Here is a 23527-nt window from a genome sequence, read left to right as displayed (position 1 = left end):
TGGGCCAAAGTCAGGGACGGTATCAGGGAGGCGACGCGGGCGCACCGCGTTTCTTGCTTTTGTCTTTAACGCGCGCAGATGTCGGTGCTGGGCGGGCTCAGGGCCGCCGCGTGCTGGATCTGCAGTGCGTCGGGCACGCCGTTTTTCACGGCCGTCAGTTCGGCCAGGATGGAAATGGCGATTTCGGCCGGCGTCTTGCTGCCGATGTACAGGCCGATGGGGCCGTGCAGGCGCGCCAGCTGTTCCGCGCTGACGTCGAACTGCAGCAGCCGCTCGCGGCGCTTGGCATTGTTGGCGCGCGAGCCAATGGCGCCCACGTAAAAGGCGGGCGACTTCAGTGCTTCCATCAGGGCCAGGTCGTCGAGCTTGGGATCGTGCGTCAGGGCGACGACGGCGCTGCGGCTGTCGAGCTTTAATTCCAGCACCAGATCGTCGGGCATGGCGTGCAGCAGCGGCACGCCCGGCACATTCCAGCCGCCCCGGTATTCCTCGCGCGGGTCGCAGACGATGACGTGGTAATCCATGGCCATGGCGATTTGCGCCACGAAGCGCGACAACTGGCTGGCGCCGATGATCAGCAAGCGCCAGCGCGGGCCATGCTGCGTGGTGAGTACCGCGCCTTCCAGGGTCAGCACGGCGCCCGGTACGGCGGTGTGCAGGGTGACGGCGCCGCTGTGCAGGTCGAGCCGGCGTTCGACCAGTTCATGCGCTTCCAGGCGCGCCAGCAGTTCGGCCACGCCGCTGCCCGCATGCAGCGGTTCGATGGCCAGTTCGATGGTGCCGCCGCAGGGCAGGCCGAAGCGGTGCGCCTCGTCGGCGCTGATGCCGTAGCTGACGATGTCGGGCTGTGTGCGCACGATGCCGTGCATGCGGACGGTGTCGATCAGGTCATCCTCGATGCAGCCGCCGGAAACGGAACCGACCACCGTGCCATCGTCGCAGATGGCCAGGGTGGCGCCCACTGGACGGGGGCTGGAGCCCCAGGTCTTGATGACGGTGACGAGTTCGCAGCGGTGGCCGGCGGCAAGCCAGGCGGCGCTGGTTTTCAGAACTTCAAGGTCGATGCTGTCCATGGGCCGCGAGAGTTGCATGCCGCATGTTTGCGGCAAAGTATGGAATAGTATTCAAGATTGTGGATATACTACCCGTTCCACCACCCTGCGGAGAATTTTCATGTCAAATGAAGTCAAGACGCAAGAAGAGGGTATTCCCAAGTTCGGCAAGCTCCTCATTGTGCTGTTTTTAGCCGTGGTGTTCTGCGGTGCCCTGACCTGGATCATGGGCACCTATTTCCCGAATTTCCCCGGCGCCTGAGCAAACCTGCTGCAGCAGGCGCCTTTGGCATTTAAGGCTTGAGCGGTTTTTTTGCCGCCTGCTTGGCGCGCACGTCCGTCACGGCGCGGTTGATGGCTGCCATGCGCGAGTTGGTGCCCGGATGCAGGGCCGTGTAGCCGTTGGCCACCGTGGCCGGCACTTGCGTGGCCAGGCGTTGCCAGAAGCGGGCGGCGTTGTCGACATTGTAGCCGGCGCGCGCCAGCAGGTAGATGGCCAGGGTGTCGGCTTGCACGTCGAGTTCCTGCGGCATGGCCTTGATGCCGGCGGCGCCCGTCAGCATCGAGACGTCGGGCTGCACGGCGCCCAGGCTGTCGATGATGCTGCCGGCCGTACCCGCCGTGCGCTGGCTGCGCGGGTGATCGAGAATGTTGTGCGCCATTTCGCGGGCGATGACGAAGGCAATGCCTTCGTCGTTTTGCGCCGCATTGACCATGCCGCGCGTGAGCATGATGCGCGTGCCGTCCGAATACGCGTTGATATTGTCCGCATTGCCCAGGGCGACGCGGAAGGCGCAGGCGCGCGTGACGGGAATCTTCAGGTCCTGTTGCTGGCCGTCGCGGGCGATGGTCATGTTCAGGCTGGCACTTTTCGATGCCAGCGGACCGACGATGGCGCCGAACGGACCTTCGGCCTTGGGACCGGACGGCAGCGGCTTGCCTTCGGCGGCCAGCAAGCCGTCGCCCTTGCGCAAGCCGGCGCGCGCGGCGCCGCTGCCAGGCAAGACGCCCGAGACCTGCATCTGTTCGCCATAGCCGAGCGCAGCCTGCGCCGCGTCGGCATAGATGCCAGGGTAGGAATACTTATTCTGCGCCGTGAAGCCCAGCAGGTTGCGCGCATAGGTCTTGCACAAGTCCGCATTGTTGATCAGCAGGGGCGCCGAAACTTTCGACAGGCGGTCCTGCAGCGCCACCATTTTCACCAGTTCTTCCTGCGCCGCCTTTTGCTGCGCCGTCGGCGCAGGCGCATCGGGCGCCGGCACGACGTTGAACGGGCCGCTGACATTCGTCGTCGGCGTGGTGCAGGCAGAGAGTAGGGCAACGCAAGCCACCAGCAGTGGCGAGGCCAGATGGCGCAGCGAAGTCGTGGCTGGGATCAGATGGCGGAAGCCTGGCATAAGAAAATCCTTAATGTTTGCCGGTGCTGCCGAAACCGCCAACACCGCGTTCGCTGTCGCCGAATTCCTCGACGACGTTAAAGCCCACTTGCAGCACCGGCACGATAATCAGTTGCGCCAGGCGTTCCATGGGGTTGAGCGTGAATGCGCTCTGGCCCCGGTTCCAGGTTGATACCATCAGCTGACCCTGGTAATCGGAGTCGATCAAGCCTACCAGATTCCCCAAAACGATGCCGTTTTTGTGGCCCATGCCGCTGCGCGGCAAAATCATGGCCGCATACGACGGGTCGCCGATGTGGATCGCCAGGCCGGTGGGAATGAGCACCGTCTGGCCCGCTTCGATGGTGATGGCCTCGGCTATGCAGGCGCGCAGGTCCAGTCCCGCGCTGCCGGGCGTGGCGTAGGCCGGCAACAGTTCTTGCATGCGGGCGTCGAGGATCTTGATATCGATATTTTTCATGAATCTGATTTACTAAGCTAAGTCGTATAAAGGGTTATTTGAGCAGTGAATTCTTGGCGATTCGCTTCGAGATTTCCGAAATCAGCTGGCGCGCCAGGTTCAGTTTCGAGGCACGCGGCAGAACGGTATGGCCTTCTTCATCGAACAGGATGATGGTGTTGTCGTCCTGGCCGAAGGTGTTCTGGCCGATATTGCCAACCAGCAAGGGAATGCCTTTTTTCTCGCGCTTGATCGAGCCGAATTCCACCAGGTTTTCCGATTCGGCGGCAAAGCCCACGCAGTAGGGATAGCCGGCCAGGTTGGTGCGTGCCGCCACGGTGGCCAAAATATCGGGATTTTGTGCGAACTGCAGTTCGGGCACGGAGCCGTCGGCCTGCTTCTTCATCTTCTGTTCGCTGGCGTTGGCGACGCGCCAGTCGGCCACGGCGGCCACGGCGACGAAGACGTGCTGGCCGTCGACGTGGGCCAGTACCGCGTCATGCATCTGCTGCGCGCTTTGCACATCGATGCGGCGCACGCCGAATGGCGCGTCGAGGGCTGTCGGACCGGAAATGAGCAGCACCTCGGCACCCGCTTCGCGCGCCGCGCGCGCCACCGCATAGCCCATCTTGCCCGAGGACAGATTGGTGATGCCGCGCACGGGATCGATGGCCTCAAAAGTAGGGCCTGCCGTGACCAGTACGCGCTTGCCCGCCAGGACTTTCGGCTGGAAGGCGGCGATCAGCTCCGTCAAGAGCTGCTCCGGTTCCAGCATGCGGCCCAGTCCCACTTCGCCGCACGCCTGTTCGCCGGCGGCCGGGCCAAACAGCTTGATGCCGTCGTCGCGCAGCTGCTGCACATTGCGCTGCGTGGCGGGGTTCTGCCACATTTCCACGTTCATGGCAGGCGCCACCAGCAAAGGCAGGTGGGAGGGACGGGCCAGGCACAGGGTCGACAGCAGGTCGTCGCACACGCCATGGGCCAGCTTGCGCAGGAAGTCGGCCGAACACGGTGCGATCAGGATGGCGTCGGCATGGCGCGTCAAATCGATATGCGCCATGTTGTTATCGATGCGCGCATCCCACTGGCTGGTGTGCACGGGGTGACCCGAGAGGGCCTGCATCGTGACTGCCGTGATGAAGTGGCTGGCCGCATCCGTCATCACCACCTGCACCGAGGCGCCAGACTTGGTCAGCGCGCGGCACAGTTCCGCCGCCTTGTAGCAGGCGACGCCGCCCGAAAGTCCCAGGACGATTTTTTTGCCGGACAATTCCATGCCGTTCTCCCGCTTGTTTATTTGTTTACCCGACGCAGTTCATCGATGATGAACAGGGCCGCACCGATGCAGATGGCGCTGTCGGCGATGTTGAAGGCGGGGAAGTGGCCCCAGCTTTTCCAGTGGAAATCGAGGAAGTCGACCACATGGCCGTAGATCAGGCGGTCGATGGCGTTGCCCAGCGCGCCGCCAAGGATCAGCGCCAGGGCCCAGCAGAACATGCGCTGGCCGGCGTGCTTTTTCAGCAGATAAATGATGTAGATGGCCGCCGCGAGGGCGATGGCGGTGAAGAAATAGCGCTGCCAGCCGCCCTGGTCGGACAGGAAGCTGAATGCGGCACCCTTGTTATACGCGAGCACCAGGTTGAAATACGAGGTGATGACCATCTCCTGCGCATAGCGGAAGGTTTTCAGGATCGTGATCTTGGTGATCTGGTCGAACAGGATGACGATGGCGGCAATGCCCAGCCAGGGCACCAGCGACGATGAGGAGGACGATTTCGATGAAAAACGGTTTTTAGTGGCCATATTTTTCCAGGGAAGATAAAGCCGCCGCTACTCTTGCGGGCAGCGGCGGTCGGAAGCGGTGCGGGAACCTGTCCCGCACCGTTTTTATGCGAAGCGGCGTTTCTCGCCCGCACCAAACAGGTTGCTGACGCAGCGGCCGCACAGGGTAGCGTGCGCGGCATCCGTGCCCACGTCGCTGCGGTAGTGCCAGCAGCGCTCGCATTTCGGCGCCGTCGACGCGGCCACGACCACCTCTTCGGCCGCTTCGTCGGCCACTTCGGCCACCGTTGCCTGCGAGGTGATGAAGACGAATTTCAGGTCGTCGCCCAGGGTGGCCAACAGCTTGTACTTCATCGGCGCCGCCTTGATCGTCAGTTCCGCCTGCAGCGAGGAACCGATGGCGCCCGAGGTGCGCAAGTCTTCCAGCTGCTTCGTCACGTCCGTGCGCACGGCGCGCAAGGCCGTGTATTTCTCTAGCAGGTCGGCCGCATCCGACACTTCCGGCAGTTGCCACCAGGTTTGCGTGAAGATGGTCTCATCGCTGGCGGCATACGCATCCGCGCCGGCGAAGACGGCCCAGGCTTCTTCAGCCGTGAACGACAGGGCCGGGGCCATCAGGCGCAGCAGGCTTTGCGTGATGTGCCACAGGGCCGTTTGCGCCGAACGGCGCGCGTGCGACGTCAGGCCCGAGGTGTACAGACGGTCCTTCAGGATGTCCAGGTAGAAGCCGCCCAGGTCTTCCGAGCAGTACGTTTGCAGCTTCGACACTACCGGGTGGAACTCGTAGCGCGCGTAGTTGTTCTCGATCTGCGTCTGCAGCGAGGCCATGTTGGCCAGCGCATAGCGGTCGATCTCGAACATCTCCGCCACCGGCACGGCGTCTGTGGCCGGGTTGAAGTCCGAGGTATTGGCCAGCAGGAAGCGCAGGGTGTTGCGGATGCGGCGGTACGATTCGGTCACGCGTTTCAGGATCTCGTCGGAGATCGACAGTTCGCCCGTGTAGTCGGTCGAGGCGATCCACAGGCGCAGGATGTCCGCACCCAGGGTGTCCGAGATCTTTTGCGGCGCCAAAGTATTCCCCAGCGATTTCGACATCTTCTTGCCTTCGCCATCGACCGTGAAACCGTGCGTCAGCAGGGCTTTATACGGTGGACGGCCGTTCAGCATGGACGACACCAGCAGGGACGAGTGGAACCAGCCGCGATGCTGGTCCGAGCCTTCCAGGTACAGGTCGGCCGGGAATTGCAGCTGCGTCGAGTGCGAACCGTGGCCTTGCGGGCCGCCCAGCACCGTCTGGTGCGTGGCGCCGGAATCGAACCACACGTCCAGCGTGTCCTTGTTCTTGGCGTAGATGGCCGCTTCGTCGCCGATCAGGTCTTGCAAGTCCAGCGCCTGCCATGCCTCGATGCCGTTCTTTTCGATCAGCTTGGCCACTTGCTCCAGCAATTCCGGCGTGCGCGGATGCAGGTCGCCCGTTTCCTTGTGCACGATGAAGGCCATCGGCACGCCCCACTGGCGCTGGCGCGACAAGGTCCAGTCAGGGCGGTTGGCGATCATGCCGTGCAGGCGTGCCTGGCCCCAGTCCGGGAAGAACTCGGTGTCGGCGATGCCTTTCAATGCCGTCTCGCGCAGGGTCGCGCCGCCGTCTTTCGGCGTCACGTCCATGCCGGCGAACCACTGCGACGTGGCGCGGTAGATGATCGGCGTCTTATGGCGCCAGCAATGCATGTAGCTGTGGTCGAACATCTTGACTTCGAACAGCGCACCCGCTTCGCGCAGGGCGTTGCAGATCGGCTTCGACGCTTCCCAGATGGTCATGCCGCCGAACAGGGGCAGGGTGGAGGCGAACTTGCCGTCGCCCATGACGGGCTTGATGATGTCGTCGTCCTTCATGCCGTGCGCTTTGCACGAGATGAAGTCGTCCAGGCCGTAGGCTGGCGCCGAGTGCACCACGCCCGTGCCGCTTTCCGTGGTCACGTATTCGGCCAGGTACAACGGCGACAAGCGGTCATAGAACGCGTCCGCCGCATGCAGCGGGTGGCGGAAGCTGATGCCGGCCAGGGCCGCACCGTCGCAGGTGGCGATCGTCGTGCCATCAAGCTTGAAGCGCGCCAGGCTGGCCACGACCAGGTCTTGCGCCAGGATCAGCAGCAATGGCTGGCCATCGCGCTCGGTTTTCACCAGCGCGTATTTGACTTCCGGGTGTACGTTTAGCGCCTGGTTCGACGGAATGGTCCACGGCGTGGTGGTCCAGATGACGATGAAACCGTTCTCCGTCGGCAGCGATGGCAGGTCGAACGCAGCCGCCAGTTTTTCCGGTTCGGCGAACTTGAATCCCACGTCGATGGCGGGATCGCGCTTTTCCGCGTATTCCACTTCCGCTTCGGCCAGCGCCGACTGGCAGTCGAAACACCAGTTGACGGGCTTCAGGCCGCGGTAGACATAGCCTTTTTCCAGCAACTTGCCCAGCGCGCGCAATTCGTCGGCTTCATTGCCGTGCGCCATGGTCAAATACGGGTTGTCCCACTCGCCCAGCACGCCCAGGCGGATGAAATCCTTCTTCTGGCGCTCGACCTGCACATTTGCATAGGCGCGGGCCTTTTCCAGCACTTCCGCCGTCGGCAGGTTTTTGCCGTGCAGTTTTTCGATCTGGATCTCGATCGGCATGCCGTGGCAATCCCAGCCAGGTACATATGGCGCGTCGAAGCCGGACAGCGAGCGCGACTTGACGACCATGTCCTTCAGGATCTTGTTGACGGCGTGGCCCAGGTGGATGTCGCCATTCGCGTACGGCGGGCCGTCATGCAGGATGAATTTCGGACGGCCGGCGGCAGCCTTGCGCACGCGCTCGTAAATTTTCTTGTCTTGCCATTGCTGTACCCATTGCGGCTCGCGCTTGGCCATGTCGCCGCGCATCGGGAACGGGGTCTCCGTCATGTTGACCGGATATTTGCTTTCAGGCTTCTTGTTCTGCTTGGGCGTGGCTGGCTTGTTTTGATCGGACATAGTCTTCTTTAATGGTATGGAGTATATTTTTTGCAGCGGGTTTGTGGCGGCAGGTGCCGCCAGGCGGCGGAGTTGGCCGGCGTCAAATTCGGTCGGTGGCGGTAATGGCGCCGCTGCGCTGCTCAAAATAGGCGCGCGCCTGGTTCGAGTCGCGCTCGATGGCGGCCGTCAGGGTGGGCAAGTCGTCATACTTTTCTTCGTCGCGCAGCTTTTCCAAAAACTCCACGCGGACCAGCTTGCCGTAACAGGATTGATTGAAATCAAACAGATGCACTTCCAGCAAGACGCGGCCGCTGTCGTCGACGGTAGGGCGCACGCCCAGACTGGCCACGGCGGGCAGCGGCTGCGACGCCAGGCCGTGTACTTGCACGATGAACACGCCGGACAGGGCGGGACGGTGCGCCACGCGCAGGTTCAGGGTGGGAAAACCCAGGGTGCGGCCCAGCTTCTGGCCGTGGATGACGTGGCCGGAAATGGCATAAGGGTGGCCCAGCAACTGCGTGGCCAGGGGAAAATCACCGGCGGCCAGGGCCAGGCGCACGGCGGACGAGGAGATGCGCGTGCTGCCATTCATCACCGTCGGTAAGGTTTCCACATGGAAACCGTACTGGCGGCCCGCTTCCTGCAGCATGGCGACGTCGCCGGCACGCCGGGCGCCGTAGCAGAAATCGTCGCCGACCATCAGCCATTTCACGTGCAAGCCGTCGACGAGGACTTTTTCCGTGAATTCCTGCGGCGTCAAGGCGGCGAACTGGGCGCTGAAGTGCTCGACGACGACTCTGTCGATGCCGGCGTCGTCCAGCGATTGCAGCTTGTCGCGCAGGTTGGCGATGCGCTGCGGCGCCTTTGACAGGTCGCCTGCGCGCTGCGCAAAGAATTCGCGCGGGTGCGGTTCGAACGTCATCACGGCAGCTTCAATGCCGAGTTCGGTCGCCGCGCCGCGCACGCGCGCCAGCAAGGCTTGATGGCCGATGTGGACACCGTCAAAATTGCCGATGGTCAGAGCGCAAGGCGCTCGTGCCTGGGCATTGGGAAGTCCGCGGAATACCTTCATAGGAATCTGATGAAAAACTGTGCCAAAAGGGGGATTATACGGACTGTTTCAGCGATGCACACCCGGCAGGGCAGGCACAGGGCGAATTTCACTGCTGAAATGATAAAAAGCGTTGCCGGCAAGTGTGCTGGCAACGCTTTAATATGGATACACTACACTCTCAACGTCGAAGCCAGGTGTAGCGAGCGGCAGTGATTTGTGGCCGAGAAGCGCAACCGTACGCTAGTACGGTGAGCATCACAGGCCGCAAAGCGCGACGCGCAGTAGCCTGGGTTCGATGTCAATTACTTGTTCATGAGGGTCCAGTAACGGGCCAGGTCAGCAGCGCCATCCGTGCCTTTGACGGCCTTGAAGGCCGTCGTGGCATTGGATTTCTTGCCGGCGTGCATGTAAGCGATGCCCAGATGCAGCTTGTCTTCTTCCGCGTACTTGCCGGTGCCCAGTTTCACGGCGTCATTCATCAGGCCCAGGCCCTTTTCTGCCTGGCCGTCGTAGACCAGGGCAAAGCCCAGCTTGCTCAAGCCGTCGGCGTCCTTGTTCTTGACGTATTCCGCTTCCGACTTGGCGGCGCTGGCTTTCAGGTCGGCCTGGGTTTTCAGGGCCAGATCTTTCAGGCGCTGGTGACGCGGGGCATCGGCGCCGGTACCCAGCACGCCTTTTTTGTAGCCCTGCTCGATGATTGTCAAAGCTTCGCCAGGATTGCCGGCTTGCAGGGCCAGTTGGCTGATTTCCATGTATTCGGATGGCTTGGTGAACAGGCCGTTGGCCAGGCGCAGGCGCTGGACATCCAGGGCCAGGCGCTGCGAGAAGCCAGGTTTGCCCGAGACGCGGTTCAGCAGGTCAGCCCAGTAGCTGGTCTTTGGATAGCTGCCGGCCAGTTTTTCCAGGGTGGCCACATAGCCGCCCTTGTCGTTTTGCTTCAACTGGATATTGGCCAGCATTTGCAGGTTCGCTTCCGAGTTGCCGCCACGTGCTTGCAGTTCCTTGGCCGCTTCGGCGTAGTTGCCGCTGACGTAGTAGGTCTGGATGAGCAAATCGCGCATCTGCGCGTCGTCGCGGTCTTTCAGCGAGCGTTTGATCCAGGTGATGGTATTTGGCCAGTCCTTGGCGCGGTAGTACATGCCTGCCAGCGCTTGCGTGAATTTGGGGGCTTCGGCGGCGCTCAGGCGGCCGGAATTGATGACGGCTTCGAAAGCCTTGATGGCGGTGCCGTTATCGCCGGAGGCAGCAGCTGCCGAGGCGCGCACGCGCTCGATCTGGTAGCTTTCAAAGGCGCTCTTGCCGCCGACGCTGTCAGCTTCGCGCAGCTTGGCCAGCGCTTCCTTGTTCTTGCCGCTGCTAGCGAGTTTTTGCGCTTCTTGCAATGGCTTGCCCACTTCGGCACGCACGGTGTCCGCGGCGTATGCCAGCGAGCCCAGGCCGATTACGGGAGTTGCTGCGGTAAAACCGATAGCGGCCATGACGAGGCCGAGATGAGCGAGACGAAACTTGGACATGAGAAAGTCTTTCAGTAAAAAGCGAATAGGCAGGAAGTCCTGCCTATTCGGATGTAAAGAGAACCTGATTGCTGTAGCTTACTGGAATTGCTCGTTGCCGACCAGACCGATTTTGGTTACGCCCAGACGCTGCGCCGACGCCATCACACCGGCGACGACTTTGTATTCCACCAGCTTGTTCGGACGCAAATGCACTTCCGGCTGATCTGCTTGCGCAGCAACGTTGCTCAGCTTGGCTTCCAGCGAAGCGCGGTCAGGAACGACCTGATTGTCCCACAAGACCGTACCGTCAAAATCGACATCGATCGTGACGACCACTGGTTCGGTTGTCGGTGGCGGCGGGGTGCCGACCGGCATGTTCAAGTTCACCGAGTGGTTTTGCTTAGGAATCGTGATGATCAACATGATAATCAGCACCAGCATCACGTCGATGAGGGGCGTCATGTTCAGTTCCATCATTGGTTCCGGATCCGCGCCTGCTGCGCTTCCCGAACCGACATTCATACTCATAGTGTTTCCTTTAAGAAGTCCAACGAAGCACCGGGCGAAACTGCCGCCCGGTCAGCTTCCGACAGTGGCGTCTCCATGTTGCCGGGACGCCGCTGTCAGTCGCTATCAGCCCTTGTCAGGTGGTTCGGTGATGAAGCCGACCTTCTGGATCCCGGCACGTTGGGTCGTGTAAATAACCCGGCCGATCGATTCGTAGCGTGTTTCTTGGTCGCCACGAACGTGTACTTCCGGCTGCGGTACTTTCACTGCTTCAACTTTAAGATAATCGAACAGTTCGTTCGTGTCTTTCAGTTTCGTCTGGCCCAGATAAATCTCGCCATCCTTGTTAACAACAATGTTGACGTTTTCTGGCTTGGTTTGAAGGGCTTGGTTGGCCTCGATCGGCAGATCGATTTTCTGCAATTTGAGGACAACCGGACTGGTGATCAAGAAAATGATCAGCAAAACCAACATGATGTCGACGAGCGGCGTCGTGTTGATTTCTGACATTACTTGATCTTCATCTCCGTTGTCGGAGCCGACGGACATCGACATGATTCTTATCCGATCTTTTTAGCGCCGGCTGCGCGGCCAGCTTCGCTGGTCGACATGGCGCCGGAGATCAGTACCGAGTGAACGTCGGCGCTGAACGAGCGTACATCTTCCATGGCGGTTTTGTTACGACGCACCAACCAGTTGTAACCCAGAACAGCAGGAACAGCGACCAGCAGACCGAAAGCGGTCATGATCAGTGCTTCGCCAACTGGACCTGCCACTTTATCGATCGAAGCATTACCGGTCATGCCGATAGCGGTCAGTGCGTTGTAAATACCCCAAACGGTACCGAACAGACCGATAAACGGTGCAGTCGAACCAACGGTAGCCAGGAACGACAGGCCATCTTGCAGACGCGATTGCACTTTGTCCGAAGCGCGCTGGATCGACATCGTCACCCAGGTCGACAGATCGATTTGTTCCAGCAGGGCGCCGTCATGGTGTGCGGTTGCCTTGGTGCCCGATTCAGCGATGAAGCGGAATGGCGAGCCTTCGCTCAGGGTTGCCGAACCAGCAGCGATCGAAGGCGCTTTCCAGAATTTGGCAGCGGTTTCTTTCGCTTGCTTGAAGATCTTCATTTGATCCATCAGCTTGGTAATGATGATGTACCAGCTGCCGATCGACATGATGGCCAGGATGATCAGGGTGGCGCGTGGCACGAAGCCGCCTTCCCACACTGCTTGCAGGCCGAACGGATTGTGGACTTCTTCGCTTTTGGCTGGAGCGGCTGCGTCAGCGGCTGGAGCTGCTGCGTCAGCAGCAACTGGTGCTGGTGCTGCTGCTGCTGCGTCTGCCGCTGGAGCGGAAGCGGCAGCCGATGCTGGCGCGTCAGCGAATGCCGGTGCTGCTACCAGAGCGGTCGTAGCGGTGACGGACAACAGAACCGCGGCAAAAAATGCGGACAAACGGGTATTCTTAAACATGCTTCCTCCAAAATTAAAAATAACAGATCGCTGAACGTAATGACAACGAAATCATAGTGTGAGACAGGGGATAACTATCTCGGGTTTTAATCCAGCGACCAAACGTATTGCATTTGCTGCCAGCCTTGTTCCGGCTTGCCGTCAACTGTTGCCGGCTTAAATGTACAGCGGCTGATACCTTGCACCGCGGCTTTGTCGAGGTCTCTGAAGCCGCTGGACTTCACGATCTTCGAATCAGCGACCTTGCCGTCTACACCGATCAGGAACGACAGTGTCACTACACCGGTTTCCTCATTGCGCTGCGACGACTTTGGATAAGCCGGTTTTTCGCAGACACTGAAGTCAACCACGGCCGGTGTACGCACCGATTTGGCTGGTCCAGGAGTTGGCGCAGGCTGTGCAGGCGCCGTTGGCGGTGCCAATACATTCGTGGCTGGCTTCACGGCAGTCGCATTTGCAATCACGTTCTGCTGTGGTGGCGGCTGCTGCACGTTCACCTCGACTGGCGGAATGAATGGCGGCGGTGGCGCCTTCATTTCTGGCGGCGGTGGTGGCGGTGGAAGATCCTTCGGTGGAGGCGGTTTGACTTCCTCGATAATCTTGGTTTCAACCGGTTCCATCATTTTGGTGACCAACCGCTTGCCCAAGCCCGTCGCGATCCCGTAAGCCGCGAGAACGTGCAGCAGGACAACGACAGTGATGCCTGTGTAGTTCTTGGGACTTTTCTCGTTCGAAAAATTCATGCCTGCTTTCTCCAAATACCATCTCTTGTCTTGCAACTGAACCCCAAAATGACGACACAAAGCTCCAGCCGTATCCGGGACGTCGCCGAATTATACATACGAATTCTTTATTTTACACAGATTTTTAACGCCTAAAACCGGTTAAATTTTTGGCGCTTTTGCGCCCTGAAAACGTACTTGCTTATGTCATCTTTGCACGCTTTCGGACATAAAAAAAGGCGGTCTTATCGGTTTTTTACAGCCGTTTTGGGCTACCACTGCTAAGTTCTCCGATGTGCCCATATGGCGGAATTATATTTCGTGATATTGAATATGGAAACCGCTAAATTTGGAGAAAAATATTTCCAAGGAGAAATATTTTGCCTCGGAACCAGACCACTTAGTCATGGGCGCGCACCAATCGGGTGCGAAAGGAACTTCACCCAGGTCAAAAAAGACGTTCCTGGCGGCCGTTTCGACGTTGCCAGGCCATATGGAATTCCTATGGTGGCATAGCATGCGCTTATGTTCTTGCCAAAATAATTATCAATAAGATCACTTATGGCCGTGCCGGCGCATCGTCGCGCCGGTTGCGCTTCTCGCGCCGGCAATTCAGGGTGCCCAGGACTACGCCCTGCGGATCGACCGTATCAAGGTGCACATCGAAGCCCCACAGCCGCGCCACGTGCTTGAGCACTTCGGCGGCCTGCTGGTTCAGCGGACGGCGCAGGAATTGCGTGTGGCGCAGGGTCAATGCGCGGTCGTCGCGCGTATTGACGGACCAGACCTGGATATTCGGCTCGCGGTTGCCCAGGTTGTACTGTTCGGCCAGCTGCTGGCGCACGTAGCGGTAGCCGGCATCGTCGTGGATGGCGGAAATGGCCAGTTTTTCATTCTTGTCGTCGTCGAGCACGGCAAAGAAATGGAATTCGCGGATCAGCTGCGGTGACAAATACTGAGCGATAAAGCTTTCATCCTTGAAATTGCGCATGGCAAAGTCCAGGCTCTTGCGCCAGTCGCTGCCGGCGATGTCGGGGAACCAGGCGCGGTCTTCGTCGGTCGGATGCTCGCAGATGCGGCGGATGTCGCTCATCATGGCAAAACCCAGCGCATACGGGTTGATGCCACTGTAGTAGGGGCTGTCGATGGGCGGCTGATAGACCACGTTGGTATGGCTTTTCAGAAATTCCATCATGAAGCCGTCGCCCACCACGCCTTCGTCATATAACTGGTTCAATATCGTGTAATGCCAGAAGGTGGCCCAACCCTCGTTCATCACCTGGGTTTGCCGCTGCGGATAGAAATACTGGGAAATCTTGCGCACGATGCGCACCATCTCGCGCTGCCACGGTTCCAGCAGCGGCGCGTACTTCTCTATAAAGTACAGCAGGTTTTCCTCGGGTTCGGGCGGAAAGCGGGGGGCGGCCTTGCGCTGGTCGTCCTCGTCCTCGTCATCTTCACGCCGGGGCAGGGTGCGCCACAGCTGGTTGATCTGCGACTGCACATACGCTTCGCGCTCTTTCTGGCGAGCATATTCCTTCGCCATCGACAGTTTCGCCGGGCGCTTGTAGCGGTCCACGCCATAGTTCTGGATGGCGTGGCAAGAGTCGAGCAGCAATTCCACCGCATCGACGCCATGGCGCTGCTCGCATTCGGCGATGTAATTCTTGGCAAACACCATATAGTCGATGATGGCATCGGCATCCGTCCAGGCGCGGAACAGATAGTTGCCCTTGAAGAAGGAGTTGTGGCCATAGGCCGCATGCGCGATCACCAGCGACTGCATGGTCAGGCTGTTTTCCTCCATTAAATAGGCGATGCACGGGTTCGAGTTGATGACGATCTCGTAGGCCAGGCCCATCTGGCCTCGCTTGTAGCTTTTCTCGGTGGAAAGAAAATGCTTGCCGAACGACCAGTGGTTGTAAGAGACGGGCATGCCGACCGAGGTGTAGGCATCCATCATCTGCTCGGCCGTGATGATTTCCAGCTGGTTCGGATAGGTATCGAGGCCGAACTGTTTCGCCACGCGGCGGATTTCCTCGTGGATTTGCTCGATCAGCTCGAACGTCCATTCCGATTGCTCGGGCAGGGCGTTCGGGTGGCGCAGGCGCACGAACGGTTCGCCCGGGGTGTTGCTGGCGCGGTCAAAGGCTGCACTCATCATTTCACCTGTTTTTTGAACAGTTCGCGGAAGACCGGGTAGATATCGGCCGGCGTGACGATCTTTTGCATGGCGAAATGGGCATGATGGTCGAGCACGCCCGCATATTGCTCCCACAGGTTTTGCTGCGGGCCATCGGTGATCTCGACATAAGTGTAGTACTGCACCTTGGGCATGATGGTGGTGATCAGCAACTGGCGGCACAGCACGGAATCGTTGTCCCAGTTGTCGCCGTCGGACGCCTGTGCCACATAGCTGTTCCATTGCCCGGCGCCATAGCGCTCGTCGATGATGGTATTGAGCAAGTGCAGGGCGGAAGACACCACGGTGCCGCCCGATTCGCGCGAATTGAAGAATTCATGCTCGTCCACTTCCGCCGCCGCCGTATGGTGGCGGATGAAGACGACCTCGATCTTGTCGTAGGCGCGCTTGAGGAACAGATATAAGAGGATGAAGAAGCGCTTGGCCGTGTCCTTGCGCGATTCGTCCATGGAACCGGAGACGTCCATGATGCAGAACATGACGGCTTGCGTCATGGGCTTGGGCACCTTGATGCGGTTGCTGTAGCGCAAGTCGAACGGGTCGATGAAGGGGATCGCCAGCAAGCGCGTATGCAGGTGGTGAATCAGGCGGCGCAGCTCCACCACCAGCGGGTCGCTGTCGGGTGCGCCTTCGTGCAGCAGGGCGGCCAGGTCTTCCTCGGCCCTTGCCAGCTGCTTGCGGGCGCCGCCGCCCACGGCGATGCGCCGCCCCAGCGCGCCGCGCAGGGAGCGCAGCACATGGATGTTCGATGGCGTGCCCGACATATTGTAGCCGGCGCGCTGGTTCTTGAATTCCGTGGTGGCCGTCAACTGGGTTTTCACCATGTGCGGCAATTCCAAATCCTCGAAGAAATAATTCATGAATTCTTCGCGCGACAATTCGAAGATGAAGTCGTCTTCCGTCGTCTCGTCGCTGTTGCCCGCCTTGCCCCGCCCGCCGCCACCGCCGCCTTTCGGGCGGGCGATCTGGTCGCCTTTCAGGTATTCCTTGTTGCCGGGATTGACCACTTCCCACACGCCGCCATGCGCGTGGCCGAACGACGGTTCGCCCACGTCCTTGACGGGGATGCTGACCTTCTCGCCATTCTCGACGTCCGTGATCGAGCGCCCCTTGATGGCGCGTCCCACGGCATCCTTGATCTGGCCCTTGTAACGCCGCAGGAAACGCTCGCGGTTGACGGCGGATTTATTCTTGCTTTGCAAGCGCCTGTCGATGAGGTATGTCAAAGGGTGCCTCCTTGCCTCTCGTCTTGCGCGCCCCGCCAGTCGCCGGGCGGGAGCGCGCCTCCGCTGTCCGCGCTAGGATGACTTGCGTACGCGCAAGTACCATTCGCATAACAGGCGTACCTGCTTGGCCGTATAGCCTTTTTCCACCATGCGGGCCACGAAGTCGGCGTGCTTGTTGGCATCGTCGGCGCTGGCCTTGGCATTGAAGGAAATCACGGGCAGCAATTCCTCCGTATTCGAAAACATTTTCTTTTCGATCACGGTGCGGAACTTTTCATAACTGGTCCAGGCAGGATTCTTGCCGCCATTCGAGGCCCGCGCGCGCAGCCCGAAGTTCACGATTTCATTGCGGAAGTCCTTCGGATTGGAAATGCCCGCCGGCTTCTCGATCTTTTCCAGTTCATTGTTCAGCGATTCGCGGTCGAAACTTTCGCCCGTGTCCGGATCGCGGTATTCCTGGTCCTGTATCCAGAAATCGGCAAACGTCACATAGCGGTCGAAAATGTTCTGGCCGTATTCCGAATAGCTTTCCAGGTAAGCCGTCTGGATCTCCTTGCCGATGAATTCCACATAGCGCTGCGCCAGGTGCTCTTTAATATAGGAGAAGTAGCGCTGTTCGAGTTCCGGCGCGAACTGCTCGCGCTCGACCTGCTGTTCCAGTACATATAATAAGTGCACGGGATTGGCGGCCACTTCGGAATTGTCAAAGTTGAACACTTTTGACAGGATCTTGAAGGCAAAACGCGTCGACAGACCGTTCATGCCCTCGTCCACGCCCGCGTAATCGACGTATTCGTGCATGGACTTGGCTTTCGGGTCCGTATCCTTGAGGTTTTCGCCATCGTAGACGAGCATCTTCGAGAAAATGCTGGAGTTTTCCGGGTCTTTCAGGCGCGACAGGATGGCGAACTGCGCCATCATGCGCAGGGTGCCGGGCGCGCACGGGGCCTTGACCAGCGAGGAATTGGCCACCAGCTTGTCGTAAATCTTGATTTCATCGGTCACGCGCAGGCAGTACGGCACCTTGACGATATAGATGCGGTCAAGGAAGGCCTCGTTGTTGCGGTTGTTTTTAAAGGTCTTCCATTCCGACTCGTTCGAGTGGGCCAGGATGATGCCGTCGAACGGAATCGCGCCAAAACCTTCCGTGCCCTTGTAATTGCCTTCCTGCGTGGCCGTCAGCAAGGGGTGCAGGACCTTGATGGGGGCCTTGAACATTTCCACGAATTCCATCAAGCCCTGGTTGGCCAGGCACAGGCCGCCCGAATAGCTGTAGGCGTCCGGGTCGTCCTGCGCATAGTCTTCCAGCTTGCGGATGTCGACCTTGCCCACCAGCGAGGAAATATCCTGGTTGTTTTCATCGCCCGGCTCCGTCTTCGAGATGGCGATCTGTTTCAGCACGGACGGGTAGCGCTTGACGACGCGGAACTGGTTGATGTCGCCATTGTATTCATGCAGGCGCTTGACGGCCCACGGGCTGGGGATGCTGCGCAGGTAGCGGCGCGGGATGCCGTAATCCTCTTCCAGGATGGTGCCGTCCTCTTCCTCGTTGAACAAGCCCAGCGGCGATTCGTTGACGGGCGAGCCTTTCAGGCAATAGAAGGGCACGTGCTCCATCAGCGCCTTGAGTTTTTCCGCAATCGACGACTTGCCGCCGCCGACCGGCCCCAGCAGATACAGGATCTGCTTGCGTTCTTCCAGGCCTTGCGCTGCGTGGCGGAAATACGAGACGACTTGCTCGATCACTTCCTCGGTGCCGTAGAACTCGCGGAAGGCGGGATAGATCTTGATGATCTTGTTGGCGAAGATGCGCGACAAGCGCGTATCGTTGCGCGTATCGACCAGTTGCGGTTCGCCGATGGCGGCCAGCATGCGTTCGGGCGCGCTGGCATAGGTCAGCTTGTCCTTCTTGCACAGGGCCAGGTATTCGGTGAGCGACATTTCCTCTTCGCGGGTGCGCTCGTAGCGTGCTGCATAGTTATCAAAAATGGTCATGTCAATGTCCTTTAATGTAAACCTGTACTGCCAGTCACCATGGCCGCCCGCCTGGCACTCGCCTGGGCTTGCCGTCTGAACTTTTCCTGTACCCCGTACCGATTTTTATTGTTGTTTCAAGCCCGGCTGTCTTTGCGAGTCCGGATTGCCCGGACCAAAAAACTGGCGCTTGATGCCGTGCGCTGACGTGGCCAGCCGGCTTTTTTTCACTGTTGATAGCGCTTATTGCACCTACCTTTACCCCATGAAATTAATTATTGCTCTAAAGGATCAGGAAGTCAAAAGATATGTCAGCATATCCTTAATACTTGTTTGTAAATTGTTGATTTAATTGGATAAATCATCAAATTTTTCATCGATTTCAATGAACTTTTTTGTACCTTTTAAACCATCATACGACAATTCGCCAGCGCGTGCCGGTACCGGCCATGCGGCCGCCGCTGCCAGTGCCATGGCGGCCGGGCGCCGGTGAGGCCGGCCATCTTGCGCTAAGATGCCTGCATGTCTGATGGCCCTGCGCGCCGCGCGTGCGCGTGCCAGCACTTTTATCGTCACCCTATAAGGAACACCCATGATGAACCCCCAATTGCGCGCGATCGTCCGCGGCATGCCGAAGGCCGAACTGCATATCCATATCGAAGGCTCGCTGGAGCCAGAACTGATTTTCGCACTGGCAGCGCGCAATGGCGTGCCGCTCGGCTATGAATCGGTGGAACACTTGCGCAGCGCCTATGCTTTTACGGATTTGCAGTCTTTTCTCGACATTTATTACGCTGGCGCAAGCGTGCTCTTGAAAGAGCAGGATTTCTATGACATGACGCAAGCCTATCTGCGCCGCGCCGAAGCCGATAACGTGCTGCACACGGAAATCTTCTTCGACCCGCAAACGCACACGGCGCGCGGCGTGGCGATGGCTGATGTTGTGAATGGTATTCACCGCGCTTGCCAGGACAGCCCCGTCAGCGCGGCCCTGATCCTGTGTTTCCTGCGCCACCTGAGCGAGGAAGAAGCCTTCGACACTCTGGCAGACGCCTTGCCGCACCGCGACAAATTCATCGGCATCGGCCTCGATTCCTCGGAAGTGGGCAACCCGCCCGAGAAATTCTCGCGCGTGTTTGCCCGTTGCCGCGAGCTGGGCCTGCACCTGGTGGCCCACGCGGGCGAGGAAGGTCCGCCGGCCTACATCCGCACGGCGCTCGACGACTTGCACGTCGAACGCATCGACCATGGCGTGCGCTGCCTGGAAGACGCGGAACTGACGGCCCGCCTGGCGCGCGAACAAATCGCGCTGACCGTCTGCCCGTTGTCGAACACCAAGCTGCGCGTGTTTGACCAGATGCATGACCATAACCTGGTGCAACTGCTCGACGCCGGCCTGCTGGTGACGGTGAACTCGGACGATCCCGCCTACTTCGGCGGCTACATGAACGACAATTTCGACGCCATTTTCGATGCCTTGCCGCTGGGCCTGTCCCACGCGCAGCGCCTGGCGCGCAACGGTTTCATCGCCGCCTTCCTGCCGCAGGCGCAAAAAGACGCCTTCCTCGCCACCGTCGATGCGTATTTCGCGCAGCACGCCGCCGCCCACGGCATAGCGCAGTAACGCATCACTAACCACGTTTATAAAGACCCGCCGCCCATGCTCCGCCTCTCCCTGAAAATGACCGGCCGCGACTGGCGCGCCGGGCAACTGCGTTTCTTGCTCGTCGCGCTGATCGTGGCCGTGGCGGCCCTGTCGGCCGTGGGCTTCTTCGTCGACCGCCTGCGTGCGGGCCTGAACCGCGATGCGCACCAGTTGCTGGGGGCCGACCTGGTCATCAGCGCCGACCAGCCCGTCAATGCGGCCTGGCGCGCCGAAGCGCAGAAGCGCGGTTTTACTTTGGCCGACACGGTGACCTTCCCCAGCATGGCGCAGGCGGGAGCGGGCGAGCAATCGAGCTCGCAACTGGCGTCCATCAAGGCCGTCTCGCCCGGCTACCCGCAGCGCGGCAAGCTGAAAATCACGACCAGCACCAGCGAGGCGCAGGATGCCGTCGGTCAGCCGACCAGCCAGGTGCCCGCGCCGGGCACCCTGTGGGTCGATGCGGCAATTCTGTCCAGCCTGAACGCCAAGCTGGGCGACACCGTGACACTGGGCGACAAGGCCTTTACGGTCACGCAACTGATCGCCAGCGAACCGGACCGGGGCGCCTCCTTTTTGAACTTCGCCCCGCGCGTGATGCTGCCCCTGTCCGACCTGGCGGCCACGGCGCTGGTGCAGAACGGCTCGCGCGTGTCTTACCGCTTGCTGCTGTCGGCGTCGCCGGCCAAGGCGGCCGAGCTTGCGCAATATCAAGCCTGGCTGGAAAGCCAGATCAAGACGCAGGCCATCAAGGGCGTGCGCATCGAATCGCTGGAATCGGGCAGCCCGCAGATGCAATCGACCTTGGACCGCGCCGACCGTTTTCTTTCGCTGGTCGGCTTGCTGTCGGCCATGCTGGCCGCTGTCGCCGTGGCCATGGCGGCGCGCCGCTTCATGCTGCGCCACCTGGATGCCTGCGCCATGCTGCGCTGCCTGGGCTTGACGCAAAACCAGGTCACGGCCATGTACGTGATCGAGTTTTTATTGGTGGGCCTGGCCGGCAGCGTGGTCGGCGTGATGGTGGGCTTCGGCGGCCACCTGGTGCTGCTGGAGCTGTTGGGCAAGCTGGTGCAGAGCGATTTGCCGCCCGTTTCCATGCTGCCCGCCCTGCAGGGCGTGGCCACCGGCATGTTATTACTACTGGGCTTTGCCCTGCCGCCGATTTTGCAGTTGCGCAATGTTCCCCATAATCGGGTGATCCGCCGCGAACAGGAGCCGCCGCAGGCGCTGGCCCTGGCCACGTATGGCCTGGGCATCGCCGCCTTCGTCGTGCTGCTCTTGTGGCAGGCGGGCGATGTGAAACTGGCGCTGCTGACGGCGGCCGGCTTCCTGGGCGGCTTCGCGCTGTTCGGCCTGGCCGGCTGGCTGGGCATCAAGTCGCTGAAATCCTTGCGCGGCGTTTTCAACCATCAGGGCTGGCGCTTCGCCGTCACGTCATTGCAGCGGCGTCCGGGCGCCACCGTGATCCAGGTGGTGTCGCTGGCCTTGGGCCTGATGGCCTTGCTGCTGCTGACGATGGTGCGCGGCGACTTGATGGTGGCCTGGCGCAATGCCACGCCGCCGGACGCGCCGAACCGCTTCATGATCAATATCCTGCCCGAGCAAAAAGACCCGATCGCCGCGCGCCTGGCGCAGGCCGGCGTGGCCAATGCGCCTTTGTATCCGATGATACGCGGGCGCCTGGTGGCCGTGAATGGCAACGCCATCACGGAAACCACCTACGAGGACGACCGCGCCAAAGGCCTGGCCGACCGCGAATTCAACCTGTCGACGATGGCCAGCATGCAGGAGGAAAACAAGCTGGTCGCCGGCAAATGGTTCAGCAATGCGCCCGGTGCGCCGGCAGAAGCATCGGTGGAAGAGGGCATCGCCAAGACATTGAAACTGAAACTGGGCGACAAGCTGCGCTTCGACATCGCCGGCCAGCCCGTGGAAGCGGCCATTACCAGCCTGCGCAAGCTGGAATGGGGTTCGATGCGCGTCAATTTCTTTGTCATCATCAACCCGGCCGCCATGGCGGACACGCCGCAGACGTGGATCACGGCCTTCCACCTGCCGCCCGCGCAGGCGGACCTGGGCAATGCCTTGCTGCGCGACTATCCGAACCTGACGGTGGTGGACGTGGGTGGCGTGCTCAAGCAAATTCAGGGCGTGCTGGACCAGGTGGTCACGGCCGTCGAATTCCTCTTCGCCTTTACCCTGGCGTCGGGCTTGCTGGTGCTGTATGCGGCCTTGATGGGCTCGCAGGACGAGCGCACGCGCGAAGCGGGCCTGCTGCGCGCGCTGGGCGCCACGCGGCGCCAGCTGGCGCAGGCGCAGCTGATCGAATTTTCGCTCGTCGGCGCGCTGGCCGGCTTGCTGGCGGCGACGGGCGCGGCTGCCATGGGCTGGGCCCTGGCCACCTACCAGTTCAAGTTCGCCTGGAGCTTCGCGCCGGGCGTGTGGGCCTTCGGCCTGCTGGCCGGCGCCCTGTGCGCGATCGCCGGCGGCTGGCTGGGCTTGCGCAATGTCTTGAAACATCCGCCGCTGCAAACGCTGCGGGAAGGCTAAGTTGCCAACTACGCGTTGACGCTGTCGCCCGCGCCCGCGCGCAGAAATTGCGCGTAGGACATGACTGGCTGCCCCAGCTGGTGCGCCGGCACGTCGAACAGGGCCCAGAAATATGTCACGCGGCCCAGGCAGATGGTGGGCGCGGCGCAGTAGCGGAACCAGTTTTCGCCGATGTGCGCCGCATACATGCCATCGCTGTCGGCGTCCGAAAAATACGGGATCACGCGCATTTCCAGCAGGGCCAGCAGCAAGGATTCCGGTGCGTCGCTGTCGCGCGCCATTTCGTACTGCGTGTGCAGGCTGCGTTCCGTCTCGATGATCATCAGCTTGGCGTGGCCATCGCGCGTGAAGAACAGGATGCCGCTGGGATTGGGAAAGATGTAAAACTCGACGAAGCCATGGCGCCGGCACAGCTCGTGCACGACGGTAGCCAGGGCTTCGTCTTGCAGGAAACTGTAGTCGTGCAGCAATAGCAAGTCGCGCACGGTGTCCGACTGCTGCAGGAAGAATTCGCGTTGCAGGGCATGGATTTCCTGTTCCAGGATATCGAGCGCATCGTCGTCGCTCTTCTTGATGTAGCGGTCGATCAAGCCCCGGTTGAAGGCTGTCACGGCCACTTTTTCATCGGCCGCCCCTGTAAATAAAATCTTCTTGCACGGCAAGTCGCGCACGGCCTGGCAGAATTCCAGGCCATTCATTTGCGGCATCGAATAATCGACCACCAGCACGGACGGTACGGCAAAGCGCTGCGCCTGGCCGCTGATGCGCCAGATGCGTTCGAGATCGAGCGCCACGTTGCACTGGTCGGGCGGCAGGTTTTGCGTGTCGAAATTGACGTGCAGTGGCGTTTCGCCCAGTTGCGTGCTGTGGCGCAACCAGTGCAGCGCGCTGCTGGTGTCGTGGAAAGTCTTGCGCGCCAGGCCGGGATCGAGCTGGAACGCCAGGCTTTTCAGGAAGGAATCGCTGTCGTCGATCAATACGGTCAGGGTCGGATGGGTGTAGACGGGCAGTTGCATG

Annotated in this window: 20 protein-coding genes; 3 read left to right on the top strand and 17 right to left on the bottom strand. The window is 60.4% G+C overall.

Annotation, left to right across the window (positions count from 1 at the left end):
- Positions 1 to 65: 65 nt before the first annotated feature.
- Entirely contained in the window at positions 66 to 1073 is a 1008-nt protein-coding gene (locus ACQ4W0_RS06510; RefSeq protein ID WP_436576274.1) for an XdhC family protein, read from the bottom strand.
- A gap of 100 nt (positions 1074 to 1173) precedes the next feature.
- Here ACQ4W0_RS06510 and ACQ4W0_RS06505 point away from each other — a divergent pair, with 100 nt between their 5' ends.
- Positions 1174 to 1314 carry a hypothetical protein gene (locus ACQ4W0_RS06505; RefSeq protein ID WP_162835767.1) on the top strand — a complete coding sequence of 47 codons (141 nt, stop codon included), beginning with the start codon at positions 1174 to 1176 and terminating at the stop codon, positions 1312 to 1314.
- Positions 1315 to 1345: 31 nt separating this feature from the next.
- On the opposite strand, the gene ACQ4W0_RS06500 is transcribed toward ACQ4W0_RS06505, so the two are convergent.
- From ACQ4W0_RS06500 to ACQ4W0_RS06430, 15 genes are all read right to left on the bottom strand, one after another.
- Positions 1346 to 2449 carry a M48 family metalloprotease gene (locus ACQ4W0_RS06500; RefSeq protein WP_436576013.1) on the bottom strand — a complete coding sequence of 368 codons (1104 nt, stop codon included), beginning with the start codon at positions 2447 to 2449 and terminating at the stop codon, positions 1346 to 1348.
- Between the two features lie 10 nt (positions 2450 to 2459).
- A complete protein-coding gene (gene dut / locus ACQ4W0_RS06495; RefSeq protein WP_436576012.1) occupies positions 2460 to 2909 on the bottom strand; it encodes a dUTP diphosphatase in 450 nt (149 codons plus the stop codon).
- Between the two features lie 34 nt (positions 2910 to 2943).
- Positions 2944 to 4164 carry a bifunctional phosphopantothenoylcysteine decarboxylase/phosphopantothenate--cysteine ligase CoaBC gene (gene coaBC / locus ACQ4W0_RS06490; protein WP_436576011.1) on the bottom strand — a complete coding sequence of 407 codons (1221 nt, stop codon included), beginning with the start codon at positions 4162 to 4164 and terminating at the stop codon, positions 2944 to 2946.
- A 17-nt stretch (positions 4165 to 4181) separates the two neighbouring features.
- Positions 4182 to 4691: a signal peptidase II gene (gene lspA, locus ACQ4W0_RS06485; RefSeq protein WP_102119961.1), complete on the bottom strand. Its 510-nt coding sequence runs from the start codon at positions 4689 to 4691 to the stop codon at positions 4182 to 4184.
- Between the two features lie 84 nt (positions 4692 to 4775).
- Entirely contained in the window at positions 4776 to 7676 is a 2901-nt protein-coding gene (gene ileS, locus ACQ4W0_RS06480; protein ID WP_436576010.1) for an isoleucine--tRNA ligase, read from the bottom strand.
- An 82-nt stretch (positions 7677 to 7758) separates the two neighbouring features.
- Positions 7759 to 8730 carry a bifunctional riboflavin kinase/FAD synthetase gene (locus ACQ4W0_RS06475; RefSeq protein ID WP_436576009.1) on the bottom strand — a complete coding sequence of 324 codons (972 nt, stop codon included), beginning with the start codon at positions 8728 to 8730 and terminating at the stop codon, positions 7759 to 7761.
- A gap of 284 nt (positions 8731 to 9014) precedes the next feature.
- Entirely contained in the window at positions 9015 to 10226 is a 1212-nt protein-coding gene (locus ACQ4W0_RS06470; RefSeq protein WP_436576008.1) for a tetratricopeptide repeat protein, read from the bottom strand.
- A gap of 78 nt (positions 10227 to 10304) precedes the next feature.
- Positions 10305 to 10736: an ExbD/TolR family protein gene (locus ACQ4W0_RS06465; protein ID WP_436576007.1), complete on the bottom strand. Its 432-nt coding sequence runs from the start codon at positions 10734 to 10736 to the stop codon at positions 10305 to 10307.
- Positions 10737 to 10841: 105 nt separating this feature from the next.
- Complete coding sequence (locus ACQ4W0_RS06460) at positions 10842 to 11270, bottom strand: ExbD/TolR family protein (RefSeq protein ID WP_102119966.1); 429 nt, start codon at positions 11268 to 11270, stop codon at positions 10842 to 10844.
- A 5-nt stretch (positions 11271 to 11275) separates the two neighbouring features.
- The gene (locus ACQ4W0_RS06455; protein WP_436576006.1) at positions 11276 to 12193 is read right to left on the bottom strand and encodes a MotA/TolQ/ExbB proton channel family protein; all 918 of its coding nucleotides are present in this window, start codon (positions 12191 to 12193) and stop codon (positions 11276 to 11278) included.
- 86 nt (positions 12194 to 12279) lie between these two features.
- A complete protein-coding gene (locus ACQ4W0_RS06450) occupies positions 12280 to 12936 on the bottom strand; it encodes an energy transducer TonB (RefSeq protein ID WP_436576005.1) in 657 nt (218 codons plus the stop codon).
- A gap of 538 nt (positions 12937 to 13474) precedes the next feature.
- Positions 13475 to 15076, bottom strand: coding sequence for a SpoVR family protein (locus ACQ4W0_RS06445; RefSeq protein ID WP_436576273.1), 1602 nt, complete (start codon positions 15074 to 15076; stop codon positions 13475 to 13477).
- A complete protein-coding gene (locus ACQ4W0_RS06440) occupies positions 15076 to 16344 on the bottom strand; it encodes a YeaH/YhbH family protein (RefSeq protein WP_436576004.1) in 1269 nt (422 codons plus the stop codon). Before ACQ4W0_RS06440 ends, ACQ4W0_RS06445 begins: the two co-directional genes overlap by 1 nt.
- A gap of 72 nt (positions 16345 to 16416) precedes the next feature.
- Positions 16417 to 18339, bottom strand: a complete 1923-nt coding sequence (locus tag ACQ4W0_RS06435) for a PrkA family serine protein kinase (protein ID WP_436576003.1) — start codon at positions 18337 to 18339, stop codon at positions 16417 to 16419.
- Between the two features lie 327 nt (positions 18340 to 18666).
- On the bottom strand, positions 18667 to 18912 hold the full coding sequence (locus ACQ4W0_RS06430; RefSeq protein ID WP_436576002.1) for a hypothetical protein: 246 nt from the start codon (positions 18910 to 18912) through the stop codon (positions 18667 to 18669).
- On the opposite strand from ACQ4W0_RS06430, the gene ACQ4W0_RS06425 reads away from it, so the two are divergent.
- Positions 18911 to 19942: an adenosine deaminase gene (locus ACQ4W0_RS06425; protein WP_436576001.1), complete on the top strand. Its 1032-nt coding sequence runs from the start codon at positions 18911 to 18913 to the stop codon at positions 19940 to 19942. The genes ACQ4W0_RS06430 and ACQ4W0_RS06425 overlap by 2 nt on opposite strands.
- Positions 19943 to 19978: 36 nt before the next feature.
- On the top strand, positions 19979 to 22510 hold the full coding sequence (locus ACQ4W0_RS06420; protein ID WP_436576000.1) for an ABC transporter permease: 2532 nt from the start codon (positions 19979 to 19981) through the stop codon (positions 22508 to 22510).
- Positions 22511 to 22518: 8 nt separating this feature from the next.
- Here the strand turns inward: ACQ4W0_RS06420 and ACQ4W0_RS06415 are convergent, their stop codons facing one another.
- Positions 22519 to 23526, bottom strand: a complete 1008-nt coding sequence (locus ACQ4W0_RS06415; protein ID WP_436575999.1) for a response regulator — start codon at positions 23524 to 23526, stop codon at positions 22519 to 22521.
- Position 23527: the final 1 nt, after the last annotated feature.

This window comes from Janthinobacterium breve, assembly GCF_051380895.1.
Lineage (GTDB): Bacteria > Pseudomonadota > Gammaproteobacteria > Burkholderiales > Burkholderiaceae_D > Janthinobacterium.
This window is presented reverse-complemented; position numbering and strand designations above follow the sequence as displayed.

What these genes read in the sequence shown, in the direction of transcription:
- ACQ4W0_RS06510 (WP_436576274.1), bottom strand. Translation starts at nt 1,073, where the DNA reads ATGGACAGCATCGACCTTGAAGTTCTGAAAACCAGCGCCGCCTGGCTT.
- ACQ4W0_RS06505 (WP_162835767.1), top strand. Translation starts at nt 1,174, where the DNA reads ATGTCAAATGAAGTCAAGACGCAAGAAGAGGGTATTCCCAAGTTCGGC.
- ACQ4W0_RS06500 (WP_436576013.1), bottom strand. Translation starts at nt 2,449, where the DNA reads ATGCCAGGCTTCCGCCATCTGATCCCAGCCACGACTTCGCTGCGCCAT.
- dut (WP_436576012.1), bottom strand. Translation starts at nt 2,909, where the DNA reads ATGAAAAATATCGATATCAAGATCCTCGACGCCCGCATGCAAGAACTG.
- coaBC (WP_436576011.1), bottom strand. Translation starts at nt 4,164, where the DNA reads ATGGAATTGTCCGGCAAAAAAATCGTCCTGGGACTTTCGGGCGGCGTC.
- lspA (WP_102119961.1), bottom strand. Translation starts at nt 4,691, where the DNA reads ATGGCCACTAAAAACCGTTTTTCATCGAAATCGTCCTCCTCATCGTCG.
- ileS (WP_436576010.1), bottom strand. Translation starts at nt 7,676, where the DNA reads ATGTCCGATCAAAACAAGCCAGCCACGCCCAAGCAGAACAAGAAGCCT.
- ACQ4W0_RS06475 (WP_436576009.1), bottom strand. Translation starts at nt 8,730, where the DNA reads ATGAAGGTATTCCGCGGACTTCCCAATGCCCAGGCACGAGCGCCTTGC.
- ACQ4W0_RS06470 (WP_436576008.1), bottom strand. Translation starts at nt 10,226, where the DNA reads ATGTCCAAGTTTCGTCTCGCTCATCTCGGCCTCGTCATGGCCGCTATC.
- ACQ4W0_RS06465 (WP_436576007.1), bottom strand. Translation starts at nt 10,736, where the DNA reads ATGAGTATGAATGTCGGTTCGGGAAGCGCAGCAGGCGCGGATCCGGAA.
- ACQ4W0_RS06460 (WP_102119966.1), bottom strand. Translation starts at nt 11,270, where the DNA reads ATGTCGATGTCCGTCGGCTCCGACAACGGAGATGAAGATCAAGTAATG.
- ACQ4W0_RS06455 (WP_436576006.1), bottom strand. Translation starts at nt 12,193, where the DNA reads ATGTTTAAGAATACCCGTTTGTCCGCATTTTTTGCCGCGGTTCTGTTG.
- ACQ4W0_RS06450 (WP_436576005.1), bottom strand. Translation starts at nt 12,936, where the DNA reads ATGAATTTTTCGAACGAGAAAAGTCCCAAGAACTACACAGGCATCACT.
- ACQ4W0_RS06445 (WP_436576273.1), bottom strand. Translation starts at nt 15,076, where the DNA reads ATGAGTGCAGCCTTTGACCGCGCCAGCAACACCCCGGGCGAACCGTTC.
- ACQ4W0_RS06435 (WP_436576003.1), bottom strand. Translation starts at nt 18,339, where the DNA reads ATGACCATTTTTGATAACTATGCAGCACGCTACGAGCGCACCCGCGAA.
- ACQ4W0_RS06425 (WP_436576001.1), top strand. Translation starts at nt 18,911, where the DNA reads ATGATGAACCCCCAATTGCGCGCGATCGTCCGCGGCATGCCGAAGGCC.
- ACQ4W0_RS06430 (WP_436576002.1), bottom strand. Translation starts at nt 18,912, where the DNA reads ATGGGTGTTCCTTATAGGGTGACGATAAAAGTGCTGGCACGCGCACGC.
- ACQ4W0_RS06420 (WP_436576000.1), top strand. Translation starts at nt 19,979, where the DNA reads ATGCTCCGCCTCTCCCTGAAAATGACCGGCCGCGACTGGCGCGCCGGG.
- ACQ4W0_RS06415 (WP_436575999.1), bottom strand. Translation starts at nt 23,526, where the DNA reads ATGCAACTGCCCGTCTACACCCATCCGACCCTGACCGTATTGATCGAC.